The organism is Pyxidicoccus sp. M6 (assembly GCF_055568925.1).
Genome location: NZ_CM145714.1, coordinates 789,210 through 814,139 on the forward strand (window position 1 = coordinate 789,210; position 24,930 = coordinate 814,139).

The window sequence follows — 24,930 nt, forward strand, 5'->3', positions numbered from 1 at the left end:
GGGCAGGCAGGCGGGTTGCCCGGCAAGCGACAGGGACGCCCGTTATGTTCCGCCCCCTGAGTCGTGTGAGTCACCCCTGACGGAGGTCGCGGCCCGTGGCGGAGCTGTCCCAAGGCGTGGAGCGTGCGGAGCGTGGGGCGAGGCCGCGGCTACCCGTGAGCGTGTTGCTGCGCTGGCTGATGTCCCTGGGTGTCATCCTCACCTTGTTCGGCGGGCTGCACGCGTACATCGCCGTGCGCCTCTTCGTGAGCCCCCAGTGGCCCGGGCCGTGGAGCGTGCTGGGGCCGGTGCTGGTGGCGCTGCTCTTCGTGTCGCTGCCCGTGGGCATGTTCATGTCGCGGCGCGAGCCCACGGCGGTGACGCGCGCGCTCCAGTGGGTTGCCTACGTGTGGCTGGGCGCCTTCGGCATCTTCATCAGCGCGGTGGTGGCCGCGGACCTCATCGGCCTCGTGCTGCGGGGGACGGGCGTGGTGGATGACTCGCTGGCGCTCTCACGGGGCCGGGCGCTGGCGGTGCTGGCCGTGGCGCTGCCGGCGGTGGTGTATGCCTTCTTCACCGCGCGCGGCCGTGCGCGCGTGGAGCGCGTGACGGTGCCGGTGGCCGGGCTGGGCGCGGGGCTCAACGGGCTGAAGGTGGTGCAGATTTCGGACATCCACATCGGCCCCACGCTGGACGGGCGCTGGCTGCGGCGCGTGGTGGAGCAGGTCAACGCGCTGAAGCCAGACATCGTCGCGGTGACCGGTGATTTGGTGGACGGCCACGTGGAGGCGCTGCGCGACGAGGTGAAGCCGCTGGCCGAATTGCGCGCCGCCCTGGGCGTCTTCTACGTGACAGGCAACCACGAGTACTACCACGGCGGTCTCGCCTGGGCGGCCGAGGTGGCGAAGCTGCGACTCACCGTCCTCCAGAACGAGCACCGCGTGGTGGAGCGCGACGGCGCGCGGCTCACCGTGGCCGGCGTGACGGACCACGACGCGGGCCACATCCACCCCGCGCATGCCAGCCGTCCGGACGTGGCGCTCGCGGGTGCGCCTCACGGTGTGCCCCGGCTGTTGTTGGCGCACCAACCACGTACGGCGCTGCGCGTGGCCGAGGCGGGTGTGCCGGTGGACCTCCAGCTCTCCGGGCACACACATGGCGGGCAGGTGTTCCCCTTCATGTTCTTCGTGAAGCTCCAACAACCCGTCATCAGCGGGCTGGCGACCATCGCCGGGGTGCGCGTCTACACGCACCGGGGCACCGGCTACTGGGGCCCGCCGCTGCGCCTGGGGCCCGCGCCTGAAATCGCGGAGCTCACCCTCGTCACCGCGGAGTGACGCCCGCGCCCGTGGTGCCACGCCCAACGGGCGCCCGAGCGTCTGGCTGCCCTCGCCGGGGTACGGGCTCACCCCTTCTGGTATGGGATTACCCATACCTCCGGGTGGCATCTGCGTGGGGCCTGCTCGGGGTCCCTGGTCCTTCCCGCGTATTCACCTAGAATCCGCGGCCTCTGCTGTTGGCGAGGGGTTCTTCTCGGTGGACCAGACAACGTTGAACAAGCTTCTCTCGGTGGGCGTGCAGAACGGCGCCTCGGACATCCACTTCCGGCCGGGAGACCCTCCCATCTACCGAGTCAATGGCGTGCTCCGGCCGCTGAAGATGGACAAGCTGGTTCCGGACCAGACGAAGCTGGTCGCGATGCACGTCATCAGCGACCAGCTCGTGAAGGCGCAGATTGACTCGCTGCAGGAGTTCGACGCGTCGTACAGCGTGCAGGGCGTGGCGCGCTTCCGGGTGAACATCTACCGGCAGCGCGGCTCGCTGGCGTGCATCCTGCGCATCATCCCCGACGAGATTCCCAACATCGACGCGCTGGGGCTGCCGCAAGTCCTCAAGAAGATTGCGAGCAATGACCGCGGGCTCGTGCTGGTGACGGGGGCGACGGGCTCGGGGAAGAGCTCCACGCTCGCCGCGATGATTGACCACATCAATCGCAACGAGAGCCTGCACATCCTCACCATCGAGGACCCCATCGAGTTCGTCTACAAGAACATCAAGTCCTCCATCTCCCAGCGCGAGATTGGCCCCGACACGGAGAGCTTCGCCAAGGCGCTGCGCTCGGCGCTGCGGCAGGACCCGGACGTGATTCTGGTGGGCGAGATGCGCGACACGGAGACCATCGACATCGCGCTCAAGGCCTCGGAGACGGGCCACCTGGTGCTCTCCACGGTGCACACCACGGACGCGTCGCGCACCATCAACCGGCTGGTGTCGGTGTTCCCCGCCGAGGAGCAGGCCATGGTGCGCATGCGCCTGGCGGACTGCCTCAAGGCCACCATCTCCCAGCGCCTGCTGCCGCGCGCCACGGGCAAGGGGCGCACGGTGGCGCTGGAAATCATGACGCAGACGAAGTCCGTGGAGCAGTACATCCGCGAGGACCGCACCAACGAATTGAAGGACGTCATCGAGAAGGGCCGCGACATGTTCGGCATGCAGTCCTTCGACCAGCACCTCACCCAGCTCTACCGCGAGGGCATCATCACCCTGGAGATTGCGCAGGGCGCGGCGTCGAACCCCGCCGACTTCCAGCGCGCGCTCGAGTTCGACTGAGCTGCCGTGAGTCCTCGCGGATGGGACGGTGCTGGCACTGCACCAGGGCGCGCCTCTCCGCGTACTCCTGCTGGCCCATGCCTACAGGGTCAATTGGGCTCCAGTGCGGATGGTCAGGAGTCATGATTGACATACTGAACACGAGTTCATGTCCCTGAAGGCTCGGTGCGTGGCCGATTCACCAGGGCCGGGGTCCATGCCGCCCAATTGAACGGGAATTGAAGCAAAGCTTGATATTTCCGTTATTGCTGGGTACTCTCCGGGTGTGTCCTACGCCCCCGCCCCCCGCTCCATCGGTATGCCGTCCCTTCCCGCCCCCAATTTGATGGAGGTGGGCGCGCTGCGTCTGACGCGGCCAGACTCGACGGGGCGGCGCGTCATGTTGGTGTCCGAGGCGCCCCTGCTACGGCTGGCCATCGGCCGGGAGCTGGCGTCGGGGTTCGAGCTCATCCACTCGCTGGGCACCACGTCCGCGGACCGGCGGCTGGACGCGGGCGCGATGCCGGATGCGCTCGTCGTGGACCTGGACACGGCGGACCGCTCGGCGGTGCCCACGTTCCTGGTGCGGCTGGTGGAGCGGGGCTTCGTGGGCCCGCGCGTCCTCCTGTCCACGCACTTCCGTCCGGAGCCGGCGGCGGCGTACAGCGCCTCGTGCCTCACGCACTTCGCGCTGGCGCGGCCGTGGCGTCCTGGTGCGCTGCGGGAGTTGATGGAGTCCGTGCTCGGCGCGGCTTCTCCGCGCGCGGCGGCGGGCGGACTCTGAGGGCTTCCGCGCTGGCGGGGCTCATTCCTCCGAGTGTCCCGCTGCCTCCGCGCGCGAAGCTGAAGGGCTGGACGGAGGCCGCGCTGCCATTGTTGGAAGAGGCGCTCGTCTGCCTCCAGAAGGGAAGCGGCGCGCCCTGAACGTCAGGCCGCCACCGTGGCTTCGGCGATGCAGTGGGCCGCCTCGGTGGCATCGCAGCCATTGAGGCCCGCACCCCACGAGGCGTTGGCCTCCAGCAGCGCCCAGCCACTGCCCTCGATGCGCGCCACGTCCAGCACGCACGTGCGCGGCAGCGGCGCCTCGCGAGCGACGGTGGCGAGGAACGCCTCGGCCTCCTTCACAGAAGCATTGCCCTCGTACACCGCGCAGGTGCGCACGCGTCCATCGAGCACCCAAGCTCGGGCCTCCGCGCGCAGTGACACGATTTCCGACGACAGCACCGGCGTGTCCGGAGCCAGCCCCCGGCACTCCTCCGCGAGCGCCTCCGGCCCCGGCCACACCGCGGCTCGGAACACCTTCGGCACCAGCGGCTTGATGAAGCGGGGGAACGCTTCCGCCATCACCTGCTCCAGCGTGGCACCGCGCACCTCGCGCTTCACCCACGCGGCGTCGACCTTCAGCAGCAGGTCATCTGGAGGAGACACGAGCGACAGGCTCAGCTTCTGCGCCAGCACGAGGCAGAACGTGTCGTTGCCGTACAGGCGCACCCGCGCACGGTCCACCTCGGGTGGGCTCCAGAAGCGCCCCAGCTTCAGCACCGTGCCGCTTCCCGCCTCCCAGGCGCGAGCGACGGCATCGCGCTCCGAGTCGGCCTTGTCGGGGAGGAGCAGGGTGAGCCCGTGGAACATGTGCGCACCCTATCCGAATCCGAAAGCTACGATGCCGCCCCCAACTCCAGCCCTTTCGAGGCGACCGCACATGCAATCCCAGACCCGGCGCAATCTCCTGCTCGCAATCACATTCCTGGCCGGCTGCGCCGCTTCCCGGGTGCAGTGGGTTCCTCCGGCGGACGCACAGGTGCCCGAAGGCACTCCGCTCTGGGACTATCACTGCATTCAGCCCACGGTGGGTTTTGGCGGGCGAGCTCCCCAAGGCATCGCCACGCAGCTCACGGCGGCGGGCCAGCAGGGCTGGGAGCTCGTCACGGTCCATACCAACATCTACTGCCTGAAGCGTCCCAGGCGCTGAGCCGTCGCGCTCGAGTCACAGCTTCGGCGGGGCCACCGGGTCGTGCTCGGAGAGGAGCCGGGCCACGCGGGCCTCGTCGATGCGCGTGCCGAGCTGCTCCATCTCGTGCTGGTCACGCACCGTCTTGGACAGGCTGAACGTGGAGCCCACCGTGAAGAGCAGCCCCATGCCGAGGAAGGACTTCACCCAGATGTCCACCGGCAGGTTCCAGATGCCCACGGCGGTGACTCCGACGGACAGGACGAAGGACAGCCAGGTCTGGGCGACCCAGGCGGAGCTGTGGGGAACGACGACCTTCGGCGTGGCGCGGGACATGCGTGCTTCCTCCTCGGGGCGAGCCGTGCTCGCTGACGAAGAAGACAATGCACCTTCCGCTCGTAAAGCGCATGGAACTAGTCCATGCGCCATTGATAACTTCCAGTGAATGATTCAGCTCCAGCGGCTGGAAGGCTTCTACCGGGTGGCGCGCGCGGAAGGCTACGCACGGGCGGCGCGCTCATTTCCGTATCCAATAACGCAGCCCGGGGTGCACCAGCAGGTGAAACGCCTGGAGGACGAGGTCGGCGTGCCCCTCTTCGAGCGCGTGGGCAAGGACCGCGTGGTGCTCACGCCGGAGGGCCGCGCGCTGTACGCGCACGTGGCGCCCTTCCTGGAGGCGCTCGACTCCGTGGTGCAGTCCCTGCGCAAGGGCGAGGTGGGCGGCACGCTGCGCGTCCACGCCTCGGGCCACGTGCTGCGCCACCTGCTGCCGGCGTGGCTGCGGAAGCTCCAGGCGAAGCGGCCGGACATCGAGGTGGCCCTCTTCGAGTCCAAGGTGCCCGCGCTGGAGGAGCTGCGCTCGGGTGACACGGACCTGGTCGTGGACCACCTGCCCGAAGTCCCCGACGACATCGAGGCGCGCGAGGTGGGGCGCACGCACCCGTTCCTCGTGCTGCCCTCGAACCATCCGCAGGCGAAGAGCGCGCACCTGAAGCTGGCGCAGCTCCGGGACGACGCCTTCATCGCCTACAGCACGGACAAGCACCTGCGCGAGTTGCAGCTCGCGGCGTTGGCGCGCGCGGGCGTGAAGCCCAAGCGGCTGCACCAGGCGGACTCGTCGGAGACGATTCTCGGCTTCGTGGCGGCGGGGCTCGGCTACTCGCTGCTGGCGTCGCTGCTGCCCGGGGGCCCTCGCGAGGCGGGCGTGGTGGCGAGGCCGCTGCCCGGCGCGGGCACGGGCCTCATCCACGCCGCGTGGCGGAAGACGGCCGCGCGCAGTCCGCTGCTCCAGGCCGCGCTCGCGCTGGCGCCGAAGCCGTAGCCTTGAAAAGCCAACGGGGCCCCGCGCGTCCGTCCCGTGGGACGGAGCCCGGAGCCCCGTGACTCACTCAGTGCCGCGCGGAAGTCTCAGCCGCGGTGCTGGTGGATGGCCATGATGGGGTAGTTCATCGAGCGGATGGAGATCTGCTGAGAGCCATCCGGGTTGATGTTGTTGGAGCCGATGAACTGGGGCTTGCCGTCCTTCCAGCCCGCGAACATCACCACGTGCTGGCCGCCCGGCGTCTTCATGGACACCACGTCACCGGGCTTCGCGTCCTTCAGGTCCACGCGCTTGAAGTCCGGGTCCTTGTCCAGCTTCCCCATCAGGCCCATCACGCTGTTGTCGTGCTGCGCGTTGGTGATGAGGCCCGCCTGCTCCAGGCACGCGGAGACGAAGTTGGCGCAGTTGACGTTGTTGGGGACCCAGTCCTCCATGTCCGAGCCCACGCCGTTCTTCTCCATCTTGAGCGAGCCCGCGTTCTTGCCCAGGTGCGACTTGGCGATGTCGAACGCGCTGCCGTTGGGGGCGTTGCCGCCGTTGACGCCCGTCGTCCCCGGGGTGCCAGAGGTGCCAGAGGTGCCCGACGAGGAGCCCGGCTTGCCGCCGCCCTTGGAGGGCTCGAAGCTGTCCTTGGAGCCGGGGAGGTTCAGGGACTTGCCCGCGTAGATGAGGTTCGCGTCCTTGATCTGCGGGTTGGCCTTCATCAGCGCGCTGACGCTCGTGCCGTACTGACGAGCGATGCCGGAGAGGGTGTCGCCGGACTTGATGCGGTAGCTGCTCATGGGGGGCTCCGAAGAGAGAGCGGATGCCGAGGGGGCATTCCGGGTGGGACTTGCCTTCATTCTCGAAATTCGAGGCCGATAGTTGCGTACCCCCTGCGTTTTTTACCTACAGCTCCGGCGGGCTGTGCTCTCCGTGTGGGACGCGGCTCGCCCGGGTGTGCATCGAGGCGTGGAGGAGCGGACGGCCGCCGTGTCTGGAAATGGCCCGTGTGCGGGCGGGGACCCTCCCGAGAGGAGATGGGCGTTCCTACCGTGGACGCATGAGAGGGGCATTCCGGAGGCTGAACCTGGACTGGGTGCTGCCCTCGCTGGCGGTGGGGGGGCGCTTCCCCATCGAGGCGGCGGAGCACCTCGCGCGCAAGCTGGGCATCCGCTACGTGGTGGACGTGCGGGTGGAGGAGCGGGACGACGAGCACGTGCTGCGCGAGCACGGAATCACGTTGCTGCACCTGCCCACCGAGGACATGCGCGCCATCCGCCGCGACATGATTGACGACGGCGTCAAGTGGGTGACGCAGCGGCTGGAGCAGGGGCACAAGGTCTACATCCACTGTGAGCACGGCGTGGGGCGCAGCGCGCTGCTGGCGCTGTGCTGCATGGTGGCGCTGGGGCACCCGCCACTGGAGGCGCTGACGCTGGCGAAGAAGCAGCGCTGGCAGGTGTCTCCCAGCCCCGAACAGCTCCGGATATTCATGGCGTGGGCGGAGGGCTGGCGCGTGAAGCACGGGCTGCCATGGCAGATGCCCGAGTTCAACGCGCTGGCCGACGTCGCCTACAGCCACCTGCGCAATCCGCCGCCCGCCGAAGACATCGACGACGACGACTGAGCCGGAGCCCGCATGCTCGTGTACGGAGACCACCCGAAGACGGTGGATGCGGCGTCGGAGGCGCGAGCCCTCGTGAGCGCACGGCGTGAAGTGGAGGCACTGCCGCCGGGCCTGCCCCGTCACACCGCCCTCGTGTCGCTGCTCCTCCGCGTGGGTGAGTGGGCCCAGGGCGTGCTCGACGCGGAGCATGCTCGCACGGGTGAGGACGGAGACACGTTGCTCGCGCGTGCGGCCGCGCTGGGACACGACTGCGCGGCGGTGGAGCGCCACAAGGGCCACGTGCCTTCGCCCGACGTGCTGCGCTTCCACCGACAGGCGTGTCGCGCCTTCCAGGGGGCCACCACGCGCTGGCGGCGATGTCCTACGACGGAAGCGCGCCGAACGAGGCCGCACGCCTGCGTCAGGCGGCGGACCGCTACGCGGAGCTGCTGCGCATGGACCTGAAGGCCTTCGCCGCGTGCCGGCGTGGGCGCTGACGGTGTCGACGCATCGCGAGCCAGACCCACGTTCCTTCCGTGTCGCAGCGGCGCTTGCCGCGCACGCATGTCCACCCGCACGCCAGGGATATGACCGCCGTCATATCCGGCGAGGTGCTTGCGACATTTCGCCACAGGGCTCTCGGGACGACTCCGTGCGCATTGGGAGCGCAGGACTCGTGACCCATGAGCGCACTCCCTTCTGCTCGTCGTGCCCAGGTCTTCCACCTTCTCGCGGTCGTGCTCGCCGTGGCGCTGCCGTGCTCCGTCCATGCGGCGGCGTGCTGTCTGTCCGCCTCCGTCTTCGGCGTGGGGCGGCTGGTCGTCTGGGAAGAGGCCGCCGTGGGGATGTCCACGTCCTATGCCCGGGGCACGGGGCGCTGGGACACCGACGGCAAGTGGCACGCACGGCTCCTCGACTCGCGTGAGGACGAGCTGCGGGTGGAAGGCTGGGTGTTGCTGCGCCTTACCGAGGAGTGGCAGGTGTTTGCTCGCGCTCCCTGGGTGGTGGGCCTGCGCGCCGCGCCGGACGGCACGGTGTCCACGGGGCAGGGGCTCGGGGATGCCCAGGCCGGGGTGCGTTGGGAGCTCCTGTCCGTCGGGGAGTACGCGGAGCTGCCCGGCGTGGCGCTCGTCGCTTCCGTGGTGGGGCCTACCGGGAGACGTCCCGAAGAAGCCACCGACAGCCTCGGCGCGTCAGCGACCGGGCGGGGTGCGTGGGTGCTGGGGCTCGCGGCGTCCGTCGAGCGCAGCTCACTGCCCTGGTTCGTGCGCCTCGACGTCGGCGCGACGTTGCCGCTGGCCTTCACCCGGGCGGATACCCACCTGCGGCAGCGCTACGGCCCCGGCCTCCAGGTGGCGGCGTCGGCGGGCCGTGAGGTGGTGGCCGACGCGCTCGTCATCGCCCTGCAGGGCGCGCTCGAAGTCGAAGACGCGCTGCGCGTCGGCGGGAAGCGCATCCCCGACACCCAGGTCGTGGGACTCAATGCGGTGGCGTCCGCCTCCTGGAAGCTCTCACCCCATTGGACGCTCAGCGCCAACGTGGGGACGGATGCCCTGGGCCGGCTGGGCCTGGCGCGAAACAAGCCCGCGCGGTTCAGCGGGGGATTGGGAGTTCGTCATGGCTTCTTCTAACCGTGTCACCCGGACATTCCTGGGGGGGCTCCTCCTGGCGTGCGCCGTGGGCTGTGCCACCGCTTCGCCCGGCCCGGCCCGGCCCGTGAGGCAGTTGCTCCTCGAACAGGTGGACGGACGCCCCGTGGCGGTAGGGCAGGTGCTCGACCCGAGCGAGGCGACCGTCTTCGTCTTCTGGAGCACGAACTGTCCCTGCGTGCGGCGCTACCAGGCGCGCGTCGAGGCGCTGCTCGCCACCTATGCCGCTCGTGGCGTGGGCGTCGTGGCCGTCGACAGCAACGCGGATGACTCGCTGGAAGAGATGGTCCGGGTGGCGCGGGCGCGGGGCGTCGCCGTGCCGATGCTGAGAGACTCCGGGGCGTTGCTCGCCGACGCGGTGGGCGCACGCAGCACTCCGAGCGTGGTGCTCGTGCGCCGCGACGGCTCGGTGCTCTTCCACGGCTGGATTGACAACGAGCGCGAACCGGGAGTGCACGGCCGAGAGTCCTATCTCGAAGAGGCCATCGAGGGCTTCCTGTCCCGGCGGCCCTTCCCGGAACGCTCCCCCATTTATGGCTGTGCCATCACCCGCTCCCTGCGGGCGGGAGGCCGCGACTCCACCGCATGCGGTCATCCAGAGGGCCGTGCCGCGGTGGAACCCGAAGACAAGGACACTGGAGGACACCTGTGATGACCCGCTACACCCTGATGCGTCGACTGACTGGGGTGCTGTTCCTGCTGTCCGCCGTGGCCGGCTCTGGCTGCGGCGAGGACACCCCGGCTCCTCCACCGCTGGCGCTGACGAAGGTTTCCGAGGTCACGTCCGGCCCGGTGTCGCTCGAGCTCTGGTCGCCGGACTCCCTGTCCGTTGGCCTCAACCGCGTCTTCTACAAGGTCCGTCAGGACGGCCAGCCGGTGACGGGGGCCACCCTCACGCAGCACCCGGTGATGAAGATGATGGGCCACCAGCACGGCTGCCCGAGCATCGACCCGGGCACGACGGCCAACGCCGATGGACTGTTCGAGGGAGCGCTCGTCTTCACCATGCCGTCCGGCGGCACGGAGACCTGGGACCTCGGGGTCGACGTCACGCTGGCGGGCTCGGCGGGGAAGACGTCGCTCACCCTGGTGAACCTCCCCGTGGCCGACAAGGACAGCCGGCGCAGCCTGCAGGCCGCCGGCGCGCAGCGGCTCTACTTCACCCTGAACTTCCCGAAGCCACCCACCACGGGGACCAACGACTACGTCCTGACGGCGCACGCGGCGGGCTCGGACATGATGACCTTCCCACCGGTCACCGACCTCACCATCACCGCCATGCCCGAGATGCCGAGCATGGGCCATGGCTCGTCCGGCAACGTCGACCCGATTCACCAGGGCCAGGGCCTCTACGAAGGCCGGGTGAACTTCAGCATGTCGGGCGCATGGGTCCTCCGCTTCCGGGTGCAGCGAGGGGAGGAGCTCCTGGGCACCTTCGAATACGCGTTCGACATCTGACTCGGAGCGGCGCCCTCACTTCGTGGGTGGGGGCTCCGCCAGCCTCCGGACCGCCTCCGGCTGGAGAATGGTGATGCGGCCCTCGCTGGACTGGATGAGGCCCTCGCGTGTCCACCGGCTCATCACCCGGATGGCCGACTCCACCGTGGTGCCGGCGAGGTCCGCCACGTTCTGCCGGGTGAACCGCTGAGAGAAGGTGAGCTCGCCACCCCGCGCCGCGCCGAACTTGTCCGCCAGCCGCATCAACGCGGAGGCCATCCGTACCTCCACGGGCTCCGTGGCGAGGCTCAGCCGCGAGCAGCCCGACTCCAGCAGCCGCCGTGAGAGCACGTCCAGCAACCGCTGAGCCATCACCGGGTGCCGCTCGCGCAGGCGCAGGAAGGCATCCCCGGGGACCCGGAGGCAGGCGGTGCGCTCCAGGGCCGTGGCCGTCGCTGGCATGGGGCAGCGGCGGATGACCGCCACCGCCGCGATGATGTCCCCGGGCCCCAGCACCTCCAGGCACAGCTCGCGCCCGTCCCGCGCAGATTTTGCGATGCGCACCCGCCCGGTGAGCACCCCGTAGACCGAGTCCCCCGGGTCTCCCTGGGAGAAGAGCGCCTGCCCGGACGCCCGCTCGACACGCTCCACTGGCAGCGCCTCCAGCTCGTCCGGAGGCACTCCGCGCAGCACGACCATCGAACGCAGCAACTCACTGGCTTCCGCCATTGGCTCACCCCTGGCTGAAGGGTTCCCAGCAAGAGTCGAGCCATTGCGACGTCCGCGTTCAGTTGGACGTCGAGAAGGGCCTGCGCGGCAGGCGCACCGTGAAGGTGGTGCCCTCGTTCGGTTGCGACGCCACGGTGATGCTGCCGCCGTGGGCACGGACAATCTGGTCGACGATGTAGAGCCCCAGCCCCACGCTGCGGTTGCGCGTGCCGCTGCTGGTGCCGCGCTGCATGGGCTGGAAGATGCGCGGCAGCAGCTCGGCGGGAATGGGCGCGCCCGTGTTGTGCACCTCGAGCACCACCTCGCGCGCCTCGCCCCGCGTCGTCACGCGGACGGGGCTGCCCTCGGGACTGTAGGCGAGCGCGTTGCCCAGCAGGTTGCCCACGAGCTGCGCGAGCCGGTCCGCGTCCCACGCGCCCACGCCGTCTCCGTGCTGCTCCACGCGCAGCTCGCGCTCCGGATGGGACACCTGGATTTCGTCCAGCACCTGCCGCGTGAAGGCATGGAAGTCCATTGGCCCCGGCCGCGTGGGAAGCCCTCCGCCCAACCGTGCCTGCGTGAAGTCGAGCAGGTCCCGGATGAGCCGGTTGGCGCGCTCGGCGGAGGAGAGGATGCGGCCCAGCGGCTGGCGCATCCGCTCGTCCAGGTCCGTGCGCCGGAGCTGCGTCGCGGTGGACAGGATGATGGCGCTGATGGGGCTGCGGAGGTCGTGCGAGACGATACCGATGAGCTGCTGCTCGAAGCCCGCGCGCTCGCGCGCCTCCTGTTCCAGCGCGCGGCGCTGGCGGATGTCCCGGCAGATGCACGCGAGGAACAGCGGCTCGCGCGTGCGCGCATCCACGATGCCGAGCGTGCTCACGTCCAGGTCGATGCGCTCGCCCGTCTTGAAGTGGACGAGCAGCCCCTCGAAGCGGACCGTCTGTCCCTCCAGCATGCGCGGGAGCACCTGGTTGACCACCTCCATCGTCTCGGGCGCCCAGTAGTCGCGGATGACGGTGTGGGGCACCTCGGCCTCCTCCACGCCGACGAGCGCGCGGCCGGCGGGGTTGACGTAGATGAGCCGCTGGTCGGGCGAGGCGATGGCGATGAAGTCCGTGCTGTGCTCCACGAGCGCGAAGAAGTTCTGCCGCTCGGCCTCCAGGCGCTTGCGCTGGGTGATGTCCCGGAAGAAGACGACGGAGGCGATGATGTTGCCGTGGCTGTCGCGAGCGGGCCCGTAGTGCGCCTCCACCACGCCCAGGCTGCCGTCGCCGAAGCGGTAGCTCAGCTCCTCACCGTGGGCCTCCAGGCCCCGCAGGCCGCGCAGGAGCGGGTAGTCCTCCGTCGCGATGGGCGAGCCGTCGGGCTTGAGGATGGGCCACTGGTGGTAGTCCACGTGGCGGGTCGTCTCGTGGGCCGGGTGGTGGAGCTCGGCCTCGATGCGCTTGTTGGCGAGCACGACGCGGCCGGTGGTGTCCGCGATGGCCACCGCCATGGGCGCGTTCTCCAGCACCGCGTGCAGCCGGGCCCGCTCCTCCTCCACCTCCCGCCGCGCCCGCGCCTGGGCCGTCACGTCCACCGCCTGGATGAAGATGCCGTCCACGGCCCTGTCCTGGGCGCGCGTGGGCTGGAAGACGAAGTTGACGTAGCGGTCCTCCAGGTGGCCGGTGCCCGAGCGGTCCAGGCGGACGACGAGCTCGTCGGCGATGAACGGCTCGCCGGTGGCGTACACGCGGTCCAGCACGCCGATGAAGCCCTGCTCCGCGATTTCGGGCAGCGCCTCGTGCACGGGCCTGCCCACCAACTGCGCTCGGCCGACGAGCTGGAGGTACTCCGCGTTGGCATAGTCGTAGATGTGGGCCGGTCCGCGCAGCACGGCCATGGCGGCGGGGGCGTGCTCCATGAGCGCGTGCAGGTCCGCGCGGGTGCGCGCGGTGCGCTGGAGCGCCAGCATTTCGCCGCGCTCCTGCTCGCCGCGCCGCGTGAGGTGCACCACCTCCGTCATGTCCTCCACCTGGTGGAGGAGGTAGCGCACCTGCCCGTCCTCTCCGAGGACCGGGGTATTGATGGGGTTCCAGAAGCGCTCCTCGAAGCCGCCTCCGGGCCGGGGGATGTCGTACTTCTGCAAGGGCATGACGTCCGGGGCGCGAGTGGCCAGCGCATGCTCCAGCGAGGCGCGCAGGTTGTGGGTGCCGTTGGCGCGCGGGTCCTCCGGGTTGTCCGGAAACACGTCGAAGAGGGCCCGGCCGAGGACGTCTTCGCGGCGCGTCATCGTCGCGCGGAGGTACGCGTCCGTGACGGCGAGGATGGTGAAGTCCGCGTCCGGCGCGAGGACGAGGTACAGGCCCGGGCTCTTCTCGAAGAGGCGCTGGAAGTCGGGGACGGGCACCGGGCCTCCGGGGCGACAAGATGACACCAAGAGACTTGAATGGGATGGGAGGTCCGCGCATGGTGCCGGCGTGAGCACCATTCCCCATCCCGACTTCACGGCCGCGCGTTTCTCCCAGTGCCCTGACGCGCGCCTCCAGCCGGCGCCCGCGGACGGCGTCCTGCCGGAGGGCTTCTTCTCCACCACCAACCTTCCCACCTACGTGCGCGTGGGGGGAGTCTGGCGCATGCCGCGCGAGCCGCGAATGGACTGCGCGCTCGTGTTGGACGCAAACGGTGACTTGTGGACGCGAGAGGGCCGGCGCGTGCGCGCGGGCGAGCGCGTGGTGATGGGCCACGCCGAGGACGGCAGCCAGGGCGTGTACGTGAACACGGCCTACCTCACCGAGGGTGGTGAGGGAGAGTTCAAGTTCATGACCAGCGAGGTGTCGCGCGAGAAGCCCATCGACTACGCGCACATGGCGCGGCTGCTGGTGGAGGAGCGCGAGCGCGGCGGCTACCCGGTGTGGGTGACGGGACCGGCGCTGGTGCACTCGCGGGCGCGCGCGGACATGACGTGGTTCATCGCCAACGGCTTCGTGGGCGCGCTGCTGGCGGGCAACGCGGTGGCGGTGCACGACATCGAGGCGTCCATGTTCGGCACCACGCTGGGCATGAGCGGCTCGGGCGAGGCCACGTCCGGCGGCCACGGCATGCACATGCGCGCCATCAACAAGGTGCGCGCGGCGGGCTCCATCGCCAAGGCGGTGGAGACCGGAGTGATTACCAACGGCATCATGCACGCGTGCGTGGTGCACCGGGTGCCCTTCGTGCTGACGGGCTCCATCCGCGACGACGGGCCGCTGCCGGACGTCGTCACCGACAACCTGGCCGCGCAGGACGCCATGCGCCGTCACGCGGTGAAGGCCACCATGGCGGTGATGATTGCCACCGCGCTGCACGCCATCGCGACGGGCAACATGCTGCCGGCCTTCGTGGAGGAGAAGGACGGCGCGCTGCGCGAGCTGCCCACCATCTGCGTGGACTCATCCGAGTTCGTGGTGAGCAAGCTGAAGGACCGCGGCACGCACCAGGCCTTCGGCGTGGTGACGAACGCGCAGGACTTCATGCACATCCTGCGGCTCTACGTGGAGCGCGAACTGGCGGCGCGCGGCAAGGTGCCGAAGCAGGGCTGAGGCGCGGCGCTCAGAGGCAGACGTAGGCCTCCATGGGGAGGCACCGTCCCTCGATGCAGGGGCCGCGCAAGCACATCGGCTCGGAACCACAGGCTTCCCCCCGGCCCCGAGCATGCGCCGGGGAGCCGATGTTGGCCCCCGGCACGGGTGAATCACGCTCAGTGGCAGGACTGCGCGCCCACGGGCCGGCAGGTGCCGTCCACGCAGGTGCCGGAGTAGTAGCAGGCGTCGTTGTCCGAGCACGGCTCGCCCAGGCGCACGGTGCGCACGCACGTCCGGGTCGTCTGGGAGCAGACGAAGCCTCCGGCGCAGAGCAGTGGAGTGCAGGGCTCGCCCTCCCGGGGCCGTGGCTGGCACGTCCCCCGGACTCCTTCCAGGGGCTTCGCGCCGATGCAGTCCATGTCGGTCTCGCACTCGACGGAGTTGCGGCACGACGCACCCGTCTCGAGCCTCGGACGGCAGGTGCCGGGCTGGCCATTCTCTCCGTCGCAGAACAGCTCGTCGCGGCACTCCAGGGTGCCGAAGCGGCCGGTGCCAGGGGCCTTGCAGGACTCGCCCTCGCCCCGGGGCTTCTGGCAGCGGCCGTCGCGGCAGAACAGCGACCAGCCGCACCGCGGGCCCTCGTAGTCGTTACACGCCTCGCCCTCGGTGCTCACGGGCTTGCACGTGCCATGCGTGGAGCCGTAGGAGTCGCAATCCAGGCCCTGTGCGCAGACGCCCAGCGCCACGCCATTCTCGGCGCCGCAGCGTGTGCCCTCTCCTCCGGGCGTGAAGCACTTGCCGCCGATGAGGACGGTGCCCGGCGCGCACGCGTCGAACGCGATGACGGGCTCCGCCACGGTGCCCCGCCTGCAAACGCCGCCGCAGCTCCAGGCCGTGACGTCGCAGTACGCGCCCTCCCGGCACTCGGTGGTCCATTGGCACGTCCCACCGTCGTCCACCTGCCCCAGCAGGAAGCGACACCGGAGGTCGTACTCGATGCCTCGGTTCCGCATGGGCAGGCTCGCCGGTGACTCGTCACAGCTCCCTTCCCGGAGGTACTGGATGCACTGCGCGGCCTCCTCCGAGTCGTAGCGGATGCGTCCCGCCTCGAGCGCCTCGTCATACCGCGTGCCAAGTCCGACGAGGCTGACCTGGTCGAAGGTGAGCTGTTGCTCCTGGCATCTTTCCTCGTCGTCGATGAGCCCGCAGCGCGAGTACCGCTCGCAGATGGCCTCGGCGGCCTTGGCGTTGAAGTCCGCCCGCTCCACGTTCTTCGGGGCGTCTTCCTTGCCATCCCCCTCCGTCCCTCCGCACGCCGCCAGTCCTGCCCACATCACCGCCAATACCGCACGCCATCCGCGCATCACGCTGCAGCTCCTGAGCTCCGGGGCAGTCCGGCCCCGCCCTCCGGAGTCATACGGACCCGGCCTCCATTCCTGGTCGTCGTGCGCGCTCGGGCCTGGGGCCCTGCGGGCTCAGTGCGAAGGAGCGGCAGGCGCCATCAGATTGCGGTTGCCATCCGACACCGGTTCTGCCTCGCCGCGCAGCTTCTGCATCAGCACGTAGAGGCCGGGGATGAAGACGAAGTTGACCACGGTGGACACGAGCATGCCGCCGAACACCGCCGTGCCCAGCGAGTTGCGAGAGGCCGCGCCCGCGCCGGACGCCGTCATCAGCGGCACCACACCGAGGAGGAAGGCAATCGACGTCATGAGGATGGGACGCAGGCGCACCTCCGCCGCCTCCACCACCGCGTCGACGGCGCTCTTCCCGCGCGTACGGAGCTGCTCCGCGAACTCCACGATGAGGATGGCGTTCTTGCTGGCCAGTCCCACCAGCATCACGAGCCCCACCTGACAGAACACGTCATTGGCGAACCCGCGCAGCAATTGAAGGCCCAGCGCGCCCATGATGGCCAGCGGCACCGAGAGGATGATGACCAGCGGCAGCGTGAAGCTCTCGTACTGCGCCGCGAGCACCAGGAACACGAAGAGCAGGCCCAGGCCGAAGATGACCAGCGTCTGCCCGCCGCTCTGCTTCTGCTCCAGGCTGATGCCCGTCCACTCCGAGCTCATGCCTTGCGGCAGCACCTGCGAGGCGAGGGACTCCATGGCGTCCATGGCCTGACCGGAGGACACGCCCGGCGCCGCCTGCCCGCTCACATCCACCGAGCGGAACAGGTTGTAGTGGCGGATGACCTGCGCGGACACGGTGGGCTGCACCTTCACCAGCGACTCCAGCGGAATCATGTCGCCGCTGTCGCTGCGGACGTAGAAGGCGCCGATGTCCTGCGGGCTGTCCCGGAACTGCGCGTCGGCCTGCACGTAGACGCGGTACGCGCGGTTCGCGTAGTTGAAGTCGTTGACGTACTGGCTGCCCATGTAGACCTGCATGGTGCTGAAAATCTGTTCGATGGGGACGCCGAGCGCCTTGGCCATCTGCCGGTCCACTTCGACGTCCAGGAGTGGCGTATCGGCGTTGAAGCCGGTGAAGACGCCGCGCAGCCGAGGGTCCTCACCGCCCTTCGCCACCAGCGCCTGTACGGCCGCGGCAAGCTGGTCCAGCGAGCTGGTGCCGGCGGTGTCCTCGACGACGAACTGGAAGCCGCCCACGGCGCCCACGCCGCGGATGGCGGGAGGCTGGAAGGGGACGACGCGCGCGCCGTCGATGCGGCCGAGCGGGCCACGCAGCCGCTCCACCACCGCGGCCACCGTCTGATTCTTTCCGGGCCGCTCCTCCCACGGGTTCAGCAGGACGAAGATGTTGGCCATGTTGGGCCCCGTGCCCTGAGGAGAGAACCCGCCGTTGGCGAAGATGACGCGCGTCTCGGGCTGGGCCTTCAGAATCGTCTCCACCTCCGCCATCACTTTCTCCGTCTGGGCCAGGGACATGCCCTCCGGTCCCTGCACGGAGATGATGAGGTAGCCCTGGTCCTCGTCGGGGATGAAGCCCGTGGGCGTCGCCCGGACGAGCAGCACCGTGGCGCCGATGCAGAGGAGGAAGACGCCCAACACGAGGACGGGGTGCTTCAGGAGTCGGCGCAGGTTGCGGCCATACACCGAGCGCATCGCGTCGAGCACGCGGTCCATGTAGCGGAAGAAGACCCACTTCTCTCCCGTGTGCTGCCCGAGCATCCGCGCGGAGAGGGCCGGCGTGAGCGTCAGAGCGCAGAAGGTGGAAAGACCCACCGACGCGGCGATGGTGAGCGCGAACTGGCGGTAGATGGCGCCGGTGGTGCCGGGGAAGAGCGCCACCGGGACGAACACCGCGACGAGCACGATGGAGATGGCGACCACGGCGCCGGCCACCTCCTTCATGCCCTCGCGCGCGGCCTGCACGGGCGTCAGGTGCCGCTCCACCATCAATCGCTCGATGTTCTCGATGACGACGATGGCGTCATCCACCACGAGGCCCGTGGCCAGTGTGAGGCCGAAGAGGGTGAGGGTGTTGACGGAGAAGCCCATCAACTTCACGAAGGCGAAGGTGCCCACCAGCGAGACGGGGAGGGTGAACGCGGTGATGAGCACGCTGCGCCAGCCGTGCAGGAACAGGAAGATGACGAGGATGACGAGGAGGATGGCCTCCACCAGCGACCGCATCACCTCGTGGATGGTGGCGCGCACGGCGAGCGTCGTGTCCGTGCCCGTCGTGAACTGCATGCCCGGGGGGAACTGCTTCGCCAGGCGCTCCACTTCCGCGTAGACGGCGTCACGCACGTCGAGCGCGTTGGCGGTGGGGAGCTGGAAGATGGCGATACCCACGGCCTGCTTGCCATTGAGGCGCAGCAGCGAGCTGTAGTTCTCCGCGCCCATCTCCACGCGGCCCACGTCCTTCACGCGCACGCTCCTGCCGTCGTTCTGGCGCATGAGGACGATGTCGCCGAACTCCTCCGGCTCCACGAGGCGGCCCCGTGCGCGCACCGCGAGCTGGTAGGGCTGGTCTTCAGCGGAGGGCGGCTGGCCCACCTGTCCCGCGGCTACTTGAAGGTTCTGCTCCTGCAATGCCCGCGTGACGTCCTGCGGGGTGAGCTTGCGGCGAGCCAATTCGGTGGGGTCGAGCCACAAGCGCATGGAGAACTTGCGCTCGCCGAAGATGCGCACCTCGCCCACGCCGCGGATGCGCTTGATGGCGTCCTTGAGATTCACGTCGGCGTAGTTGCTGAGGAACTTCGCGTCGTAGCGATTGTCCGGGCTGAAGAGGGCCACCGACATCAGAATCTGACTGGAGGCCTTGTTGACGACGATGCCCGCTTGATTCACCTGTGAGGGCAGTCGCGCGGCGGCGCGGCTGACGCGGTTCTGCACGTCCACCGCGGCCACCTCGATGTCGCGCGAGGACTCGAAGGTGATGATGACGGTGCTGGTTCCGTCGTTGCCGCTGGTGGAGGTGATGTAGCGCATGCCCTCCACGCCGTTGAGCTCCTGCTCCAGCGGGATGGTGACGGCGCTCTCCACCACTTCGGCGCTGGCGCCCACGTAGTTGGTGGTGACAGTCACCTGCGGCGGCGCCAGGTCCGGGTACTGGGCGATGGGCAGCGTGGGAATGGCCACGGCGCCCACCAACGTCAGCAGGATGGAGCAGACGATGGCGAAGACGGGCCGGCGGATGAAGAAGTCGACGAACATGGTTCCCCCGGCTCAGCGGCTGCCAACGACCTGGGTGCCGCCCGCCACGACCTCGTCGTACGGGACGGCCCGGACCTTCACGGGCATGCCGTCGCGCAGCGCCTGCATGGAGGAGACGGCGACGAGGTCTCCGGTCTTCAGGCCCTTCTCCACGACGTAGGCCATTCTTCCGATCGCGCCCAGGTTGATTGGGCGGCGCTCCACCACCGTCTTGCCTTCCTTCTCCTGCACGATGAGGGCGAAGGGCTGGCCGCTCTGGCGCACCACCGCGAGCGCCGGAATCTGCAGCGCGTCGCGCACGGAGTAGACGAGGCGCGTGCGCACCAGCTCGCTGGGACGCAGGCCCACCGTGTTGCGGAAGGCGGCCTTCACCTCCACCAACTGCGTACGCGGGTCGGCCTGCGGGGCGATGAAGAAGACGGTGCTGGTGAGCAGCACCTTGCCCTGGCCGTCGAGGATTTCCACCGCCGTGTCCGGCTTGAGCTCCCGCGCGCGTGTGGAGGGCACCGAGACGCTGACCTCCAGCACGTCCGCCTGGGCGATGCTGGTGAGTTGCGAGGTGGCGCCGACGAAGTCACCCACGCGCACCAGCACGTCGCCCACGGTGCCCGCGAAGGGCGCGCGCACGACGTTGTACTGCAGCTGCACCTGGCGCTGCGTCACCTGCGCGGCCGAGGAGCGCGAGGCGGCCTCGGCGGCTTCCACCTGCGCGCGGGCGGAGTCGAGCTCCTGCGCGCTGGCGAGGCCTTCCTTGCGCAGCGCCTCGACGCGGGCCAGCGTCGTGCGGGACAGCTCGAGGTTGACCTTCGTGGAGCTCAGCTGGGCCTGGGCGCTGTCCAGAGCGGCCGTGTCCACGCGCGCGTCGACTTCCACCAGCGGCGCGCCGGCCTCCACCTGCTGGCCGGGCTTCACGAGAATCTTGCGCACGTAGCCGGCCACCTGCGGCAGCACGGTGACGCTCTGCCGTGAAAGCAGGCTGCCGAGGTACTCGCCGGTGTCGCGCACCTCGTGCGGTGCCAGCGACACCACGTCGATTTCACGCGGCGGGGGCGCGGGCGGAGGCCCCTTCTGCCCACCGCACGCGGCCACCGTCGCCACCACCGCCAGACTGCCCACCGTCTTCTTCAGCGCCGCCAGGGGGCGCACCCGCTTCACCAGTCGCACCGGGCCTCCGTCAGGAATGCGTCCAGGCGCGCCTGGACGAGCTCGAATTCACGCAGCACCAGCGTCAACTCCGCCTGGCGCAATGCCGCCGCGCTCTGCACCAGCTCGAGGCTGCTGCCGCGGCCCACTTCAAAAGCACGTCGGGTGAGTCGGTCCGTCTTCTCCGCCAAATCCCTCGACTCGATGGCCGTCTTCACCAGCGCCTCGGCGACTTCCACGCCGCGCCGGGCCTGGGCCACTTCCACTTCCACGTTGCGGCGCGCGCTCTCCAGCGTCGCGGACGCCTGCGTCTCCACGCCCTTGCGCTCGCGCACCAGTCCCTCGCGCGTGCCACCTTCCCAGATGGGCACGGTGAGCACCGCGGAGACGCTCCACGTGGCGAAGTGGCCGAAGCCCGGCGAGGTGGTGAGCCCATAGAGGGCGCTGGAGACGCCCAGCGAGGGCAGGTAGCCGGCGGTCGCCTGCCGCGTGCTCTCGTGCGCGGACTCCACCTGCGCCTTCGCCGCCACCAGGTCCGGTCGGGACTCGAAGCTCTGCAGCTGGGAGCAGTCCTTGCGCGTGGAGTCCACCAGCCCCTGGAGGTTGAAGGACGGGTCGACGCCAATGGACTGGCCGAAGCCGAGGGCGATGCCCAGCGCCTCGCGGGCCTGGCGGAGCTGCTCGTCACCGGCGACGAGAGCTCCGCGCGCCACGGCCACGTCCTGGTTGACGCGCACCACGTCCAGTTGGTTGCCGGCGCCCAACTCGAAGCTGCGCTGGGTGAGGGCCGAGCGCTCCAGGGCGCGCTGCAGGTTGACGCGGTTGATTTCGGCGGCGCGCTCGGCGGCCACGGTGGCGACCAGCGTGCGAGCCAGCCCCAGCGTCAGGCGGCGGCGCGCATCCATGAGGCTCGCCGAGGCGCCTTCTTCCGAGGCCCGCGCCGAGGACAGCCCGCGCCAGGCGCTCAGGTCCACCACCGACTGCGTCAGCGTCGCGGTGAGGGTGGCCACCGGCGTCGTCGCCGTGCGGCCGTCTCCAGCGGCGGTCGGACTCACGCCGGACGGTACATCCGGGTTGAGGAGGTCGTGCGCGAGGACGGCTTGAGCGCGCGCGTTGGGCAGCAGCGTGCCCAGGGCCTGGCGCCACCGGCCGCTGGCGCGCTCCACGCCGGCCTCCGCGCTGCGCAGGTCCGTGGAGCGCTCGCGAACGAGGCCGAGCGCCTCGTTCCACGTCTTCACCACACGTTGCGCGGGTGGAACGGGCGCGAGCATCGCGTCCTCAACCTTCGGCTGTAGCTGCACCTCGGCCTCATGAGGTTCGGAAGACGTCTGTATCGAATGGACGGCAAGCGCCAGCAGGAGAACGGAAGAAAGTGCCATGCGTGGGACGGGATGAACGTGAAGGATGTCGATTCGCGCGCCTGTCGGGCGCGGTTCTCCTGCTGGTCACATGCGGAGAGCGCCTCGCGCTCTCTCCGGACGGAGCGAGCTCAGCTCCGAGGCGTCGTGGGCTTGAACACCGCCGCGTCGATGGGCGCGTCGTAGCGGGCGCTCTGGACGACCTTGTCGCCCTTCTCGCCGTTGCCTTCCCACTGGATGTGGTGGCTGAACATGATGCCGTCCACGTCGCGGTAGTCGGAGAAGGTGATGGCCTTCGTATACGGCTTGCCCTCATGCGTTCCGGTGAATGTGCGGCGCACCTCCAGGAACGACTTCTGGTCGATGAAGCGGACCTCCGTCTCCGTGCTCCGCGTGAGCACCAGCTTGAACGCGGGGGCGCCGTTCACCTCCTCCGCACCGTCCAGCTTCACCGCCACGCCCCGGCCCTTCGGGTCCAGCAGGACGTTGTCGAACGCGGCGCCCTCCGCCATCGCCGCATTCTGCTCCTTGTCCATCGCCTTCGGTGCGGCCGAGCCCTCCACCACCCATCCCTGCTTGCCGTCGAACACCTTGCTCACCTTGGTGCCGTTCGTGTCCATGTCGTGACGGACGAGGTTGGGGCGCGCGCGCTGCGCGATGGTGGTGGTGACCTTGTCGCCCTCTCGGGTGACGGTGGTGAGCTGGAAGGTCTTCGCGGCCTTGAGCCGCTCCCGGCCGCCCAGCGCCTTCAGGTGCTTGTCGACCACGTCCTGGAGCGAGAGCTGTCCCTGCTTCTGGTGACACTCGGCGCCTTCACCGGCGGCGGCGATGGCAGGGGCGAACGTCAGACAGAGGAACAGGAACGACGAAGCGAGCGACTTGCGCAGCATGCGGTGCCTCCTGGGCAACTGGGTTGCGGGAGACACAGTGCCCGCGCGGGCAGCGCTCGGGCGGAGTGTTCAGCCGACGGGGACGCGCATGCGGCGAACGGGTACCGTCGTGCGGCGAACGGGCCCGTCCATCAACGCAGGTGCTGGAACTTCTCACGGTGGCTGCGGGCCACGCGCAATTCGGTGCCGCCGCTGAGCACCACCACGAGGTCCCTGCGCCCCTCGCTGCGCAGCTCGCGGATGCGTCGCGAGTTGACGATGGCCGAGCGGTGGATGCGCATGAAGCGCTCCGGGTCCAGCCGCGCCTCCAGGCTCTGCATCGTCTCGCGGTGGAGGTACGCCTTCCCACCCGCGTGAATCTGCACGTAGTAGTCGGCGGCCTCGATGTATTCGATTTCGTCCACGTCGAGGAACACCACGCGCCCCGTGTCGCGGATGGCCAGCCGCTGCAGCCACGGCTCGGGAGGCGGCATGGGCGCCGGGGCCGGGAGCGGCGTGATGTCCCGCTCGCCGTAGGTGGAAATCACCGACAGCAGCCGCTGGCTCAGGTCGGACATGCGCGCCTGGCGAATCTGCGCCTTCGCCCGGCCGACGGCGTCGTGGAAGCGGTCGTCGCGGAAGGGCTTCAGCAGGTAGTCGAGCGCGTGGGCGTCGAAGGCGCGCAGGGCGTAGCGGTCATACGCGGTGACGAAGATGACGGCGGGCAGCTCACCGGGCCCGAGCTGCGAGAGCACTTCGAAGCCGTTGAGCTCGGGCATCTGCACGTCGAGCAGGACGAGGTCGGGCCGCTGCTCGCGGATGAGGCGCACGGCCTCCGGGCCATTTCCGGCCTCGCCCACCACGCTGATGTCCGGGTCCGTGGCGAGCAGCAGGCGCACGCCCTCGCGAGCCAGGGGCTCGTCATCCACGACGAGCGTGCGGATGGGCGCGGACGCGTTCATGACGCGGACACCTCCGACTCCGACTGGAAGGGCAATTCCAGCCGCGCGCGCACGCCACCCTCGGGGCGGTTCTCCAGTGTGAAGGCGTGGCGGTCTCCGTAGAGCTGCCGCATGCGGGCGCGCACGTTGGCCACGCCGATGCAGCCGCCATGCGTGTCCCAGCCGGGCGCGAGCCCGGGGCCGTCATCGAGCACCTCCAGCACCAGCCGCGAGCCCTCACGCACGGCGCGCAGCTCCACGCGGCCCGCGCCGGCGCGGGCGGAGATGCCGTGCTTGATGGCGTTCTCCACCAGCGGCTGGAGGATGAGGCTGGGCACGAGCGCGCCGAGCGCGGCGGAGTCCACGTCGCGCACCACCTGGAGCCGGTCCTGGAAGCGGGTCTGCTCGATGTCGAGGTAGCGCTCCAGGAAGTCGAGGTCCTCGTGCAGCGGGACGCGCTGACGGCCGGTGTTGTTGAGGGCCATGCGCAGCAATTCACTCACGCCGGTGAGCATGCGGATGGAGCCGGCGGTGTCCTGCTTGCGCACGAGGACGGAGATGGCGTTGAGCGTGTTGAAGAGGAAGTGCGGGTGGAGCTGGGCACGCAGGGCGTCCAGTTGCGCGTGCACGAGGCGCGTCTCGAGCTGCGACTGGGCCAGCTCTCCCTCGCGGTAGCGGCGGTGGTACTCCATGGCGTAGCCGATGGAGAGGATGCCGCCGTAGATGAGGGTGTCCGTGATGACGTACTTGCTCATCATCCTGGGGAGGACCTGGGCTGGAAGGAGGTCCAGGTAGAACTGCTCTCCCGCGGCCCGGCCCAAGACCCACACGAGCAGCACGTGGGGCACCATGAGCCCGATGAGCGCGGGCACATGCACCGCGAGCCCGCGGTGCCAGACTCCGCGCTCCAGGCGCCAGCGCCGTCCCAGCCAGAGGATGAGCGGTGTGGCGAGAGCCCAGTACTCCCAGGGCGGGAGGACCATCATCAGGGACCGACTGAAGGGAGCGGTGGGGTCCTTGTCCTGGGCGTAGCTGTAGTTCTGGATGGCGCTGATGAGACCCGGCACGGCCCAGATGAGCAGGAGCTGCGGCATCCGGCGCAGGAACAGGACCAGTCCGGACGGCGCGGACAGAGAGTCTGCCGGCCGCGTCACGGCGGGGGACGGCAGGGCGGAGCGCACGGCGGAAGAGGTGGATTCCACGGCTCCTGGAGTCTACGCCCGCACC

General features: G+C 69.6%; 23 protein-coding genes. 11 read left to right on the top strand and 12 right to left on the bottom strand.

Going from position 1 to position 24,930, the window contains the following annotated elements; translation table 11 throughout:
* Positions 1-95 precede the first annotated feature (95 nt).
* From ACVTJA_RS03345 to ACVTJA_RS03355, 3 genes are all read left to right on the top strand, one after another.
* Positions 96-1,316 (top strand): metallophosphoesterase, encoded by a 1,221-nt coding sequence (locus ACVTJA_RS03345; protein ID WP_465833716.1) that lies wholly within the window; start codon positions 96-98, stop codon positions 1,314-1,316.
* Between the two features lie 214 nt (positions 1,317-1,530).
* Complete coding sequence (locus ACVTJA_RS03350) at positions 1,531-2,589, top strand: type IV pilus twitching motility protein PilT (RefSeq protein ID WP_465833718.1); 1,059 nt, start codon at positions 1,531-1,533, stop codon at positions 2,587-2,589.
* Between the two features lie 379 nt (positions 2,590-2,968).
* Positions 2,969-3,352, top strand: coding sequence for a hypothetical protein (locus ACVTJA_RS03355; protein ID WP_465833720.1), 384 nt, complete (start codon positions 2,969-2,971; stop codon positions 3,350-3,352).
* A 143-nt stretch (positions 3,353-3,495) separates the two neighbouring features.
* Here ACVTJA_RS03355 and ACVTJA_RS03360 read toward each other — a convergent pair whose 3' ends face one another.
* Positions 3,496-4,200 (bottom strand): ATP-grasp domain-containing protein, encoded by a 705-nt coding sequence (locus ACVTJA_RS03360; RefSeq protein WP_465833721.1) that lies wholly within the window; start codon positions 4,198-4,200, stop codon positions 3,496-3,498.
* Positions 4,201-4,270: 70 nt separating this feature from the next.
* Between ACVTJA_RS03360 and ACVTJA_RS03365 the strand changes: the two genes are divergently transcribed.
* Complete coding sequence (locus ACVTJA_RS03365; RefSeq protein ID WP_465833723.1) at positions 4,271-4,540, top strand: hypothetical protein; 270 nt, start codon at positions 4,271-4,273, stop codon at positions 4,538-4,540.
* 15 nt (positions 4,541-4,555) lie between these two features.
* On the opposite strand, the gene ACVTJA_RS03370 is transcribed toward ACVTJA_RS03365, so the two are convergent.
* Entirely contained in the window at positions 4,556-4,855 is a 300-nt protein-coding gene (locus ACVTJA_RS03370; RefSeq protein WP_223758172.1) for a YiaA/YiaB family inner membrane protein, read from the bottom strand.
* Positions 4,856-4,964: 109 nt separating this feature from the next.
* Here ACVTJA_RS03370 and ACVTJA_RS03375 point away from each other — a divergent pair, with 109 nt between their 5' ends.
* The gene (locus ACVTJA_RS03375; protein ID WP_465833725.1) at positions 4,965-5,840 is read left to right on the top strand and encodes a LysR family transcriptional regulator; all 876 of its coding nucleotides are present in this window, start codon (positions 4,965-4,967) and stop codon (positions 5,838-5,840) included.
* 86 nt (positions 5,841-5,926) lie between these two features.
* Here ACVTJA_RS03375 and ACVTJA_RS03380 read toward each other — a convergent pair whose 3' ends face one another.
* On the bottom strand, positions 5,927-6,622 hold the full coding sequence (locus tag ACVTJA_RS03380) for a LysM peptidoglycan-binding domain-containing protein (RefSeq protein WP_465833726.1): 696 nt from the start codon (positions 6,620-6,622) through the stop codon (positions 5,927-5,929).
* Between the two features lie 260 nt (positions 6,623-6,882).
* Here ACVTJA_RS03380 and ACVTJA_RS03385 point away from each other — a divergent pair, with 260 nt between their 5' ends.
* From ACVTJA_RS03385 to ACVTJA_RS03405, 5 genes are all read left to right on the top strand, one after another.
* Positions 6,883-7,449 (top strand): protein-tyrosine phosphatase family protein, encoded by a 567-nt coding sequence (locus tag ACVTJA_RS03385; protein ID WP_465833728.1) that lies wholly within the window; start codon positions 6,883-6,885, stop codon positions 7,447-7,449.
* Positions 7,450-7,461: 12 nt separating this feature from the next.
* A complete protein-coding gene (locus ACVTJA_RS03390) occupies positions 7,462-7,893 on the top strand; it encodes a hypothetical protein (RefSeq protein ID WP_465833729.1) in 432 nt (143 codons plus the stop codon).
* A 218-nt stretch (positions 7,894-8,111) separates the two neighbouring features.
* Complete coding sequence (locus ACVTJA_RS03395) at positions 8,112-9,059, top strand: hypothetical protein (protein WP_465833731.1); 948 nt, start codon at positions 8,112-8,114, stop codon at positions 9,057-9,059.
* The gene (locus tag ACVTJA_RS03400; protein WP_465833732.1) at positions 9,046-9,729 is read left to right on the top strand and encodes a redoxin domain-containing protein; all 684 of its coding nucleotides are present in this window, start codon (positions 9,046-9,048) and stop codon (positions 9,727-9,729) included. Before ACVTJA_RS03395 ends, ACVTJA_RS03400 begins: the two co-directional genes overlap by 14 nt.
* Positions 9,729-10,535: a FixH family protein gene (locus tag ACVTJA_RS03405; RefSeq protein WP_465833734.1), complete on the top strand. Its 807-nt coding sequence runs from the start codon at positions 9,729-9,731 to the stop codon at positions 10,533-10,535. The genes ACVTJA_RS03400 and ACVTJA_RS03405 overlap by 1 nt, the downstream gene beginning before the upstream one ends.
* 15 nt (positions 10,536-10,550) lie before the next feature.
* Here ACVTJA_RS03405 and ACVTJA_RS03410 read toward each other — a convergent pair whose 3' ends face one another.
* Both ACVTJA_RS03410 and ACVTJA_RS03415 read right to left on the bottom strand, forming a co-directional pair.
* Positions 10,551-11,243 (bottom strand): Crp/Fnr family transcriptional regulator, encoded by a 693-nt coding sequence (locus tag ACVTJA_RS03410; RefSeq protein ID WP_465833736.1) that lies wholly within the window; start codon positions 11,241-11,243, stop codon positions 10,551-10,553.
* A gap of 58 nt (positions 11,244-11,301) precedes the next feature.
* Positions 11,302-13,611 (bottom strand): sensor histidine kinase, encoded by a 2,310-nt coding sequence (locus ACVTJA_RS03415; protein WP_465833738.1) that lies wholly within the window; start codon positions 13,609-13,611, stop codon positions 11,302-11,304.
* A gap of 70 nt (positions 13,612-13,681) precedes the next feature.
* On the opposite strand from ACVTJA_RS03415, the gene ACVTJA_RS03420 reads away from it, so the two are divergent.
* Positions 13,682-14,785, top strand: a complete 1,104-nt coding sequence (locus ACVTJA_RS03420; protein WP_465833739.1) for a putative NPN-dependent ornithine cyclodeaminase — start codon at positions 13,682-13,684, stop codon at positions 14,783-14,785.
* 158 nt (positions 14,786-14,943) lie between these two features.
* Here the strand turns inward: ACVTJA_RS03420 and ACVTJA_RS03425 are convergent, their stop codons facing one another.
* The 7 genes from ACVTJA_RS03425 to ACVTJA_RS03455 form a co-directional block, all read right to left on the bottom strand.
* Entirely contained in the window at positions 14,944-16,131 is a 1,188-nt protein-coding gene (locus ACVTJA_RS03425) for a hypothetical protein (RefSeq protein WP_465833741.1), read from the bottom strand.
* A 111-nt stretch (positions 16,132-16,242) separates the two neighbouring features.
* Positions 16,243-19,392: an efflux RND transporter permease subunit gene (locus ACVTJA_RS03430; protein WP_465833742.1), complete on the bottom strand. Its 3,150-nt coding sequence runs from the start codon at positions 19,390-19,392 to the stop codon at positions 16,243-16,245.
* A 12-nt stretch (positions 19,393-19,404) separates the two neighbouring features.
* Entirely contained in the window at positions 19,405-20,547 is a 1,143-nt protein-coding gene (locus ACVTJA_RS03435) for an efflux RND transporter periplasmic adaptor subunit (RefSeq protein WP_465840760.1), read from the bottom strand.
* Positions 20,544-21,914, bottom strand: a complete 1,371-nt coding sequence (locus ACVTJA_RS03440; RefSeq protein WP_465833743.1) for a TolC family protein — start codon at positions 21,912-21,914, stop codon at positions 20,544-20,546. Before ACVTJA_RS03440 ends, ACVTJA_RS03435 begins: the two co-directional genes overlap by 4 nt.
* Positions 21,915-22,024: 110 nt before the next feature.
* Positions 22,025-22,783 carry a hypothetical protein gene (locus ACVTJA_RS03445; protein ID WP_465833745.1) on the bottom strand — a complete coding sequence of 253 codons (759 nt, stop codon included), beginning with the start codon at positions 22,781-22,783 and terminating at the stop codon, positions 22,025-22,027.
* Positions 22,784-22,914: 131 nt separating this feature from the next.
* Complete coding sequence (locus ACVTJA_RS03450; protein ID WP_465833747.1) at positions 22,915-23,724, bottom strand: LytR/AlgR family response regulator transcription factor; 810 nt, start codon at positions 23,722-23,724, stop codon at positions 22,915-22,917.
* Positions 23,721-24,905, bottom strand: a complete 1,185-nt coding sequence (locus ACVTJA_RS03455; protein ID WP_465833749.1) for a sensor histidine kinase — start codon at positions 24,903-24,905, stop codon at positions 23,721-23,723. Before ACVTJA_RS03455 ends, ACVTJA_RS03450 begins: the two co-directional genes overlap by 4 nt.
* Positions 24,906-24,930 lie beyond the last annotated feature (25 nt).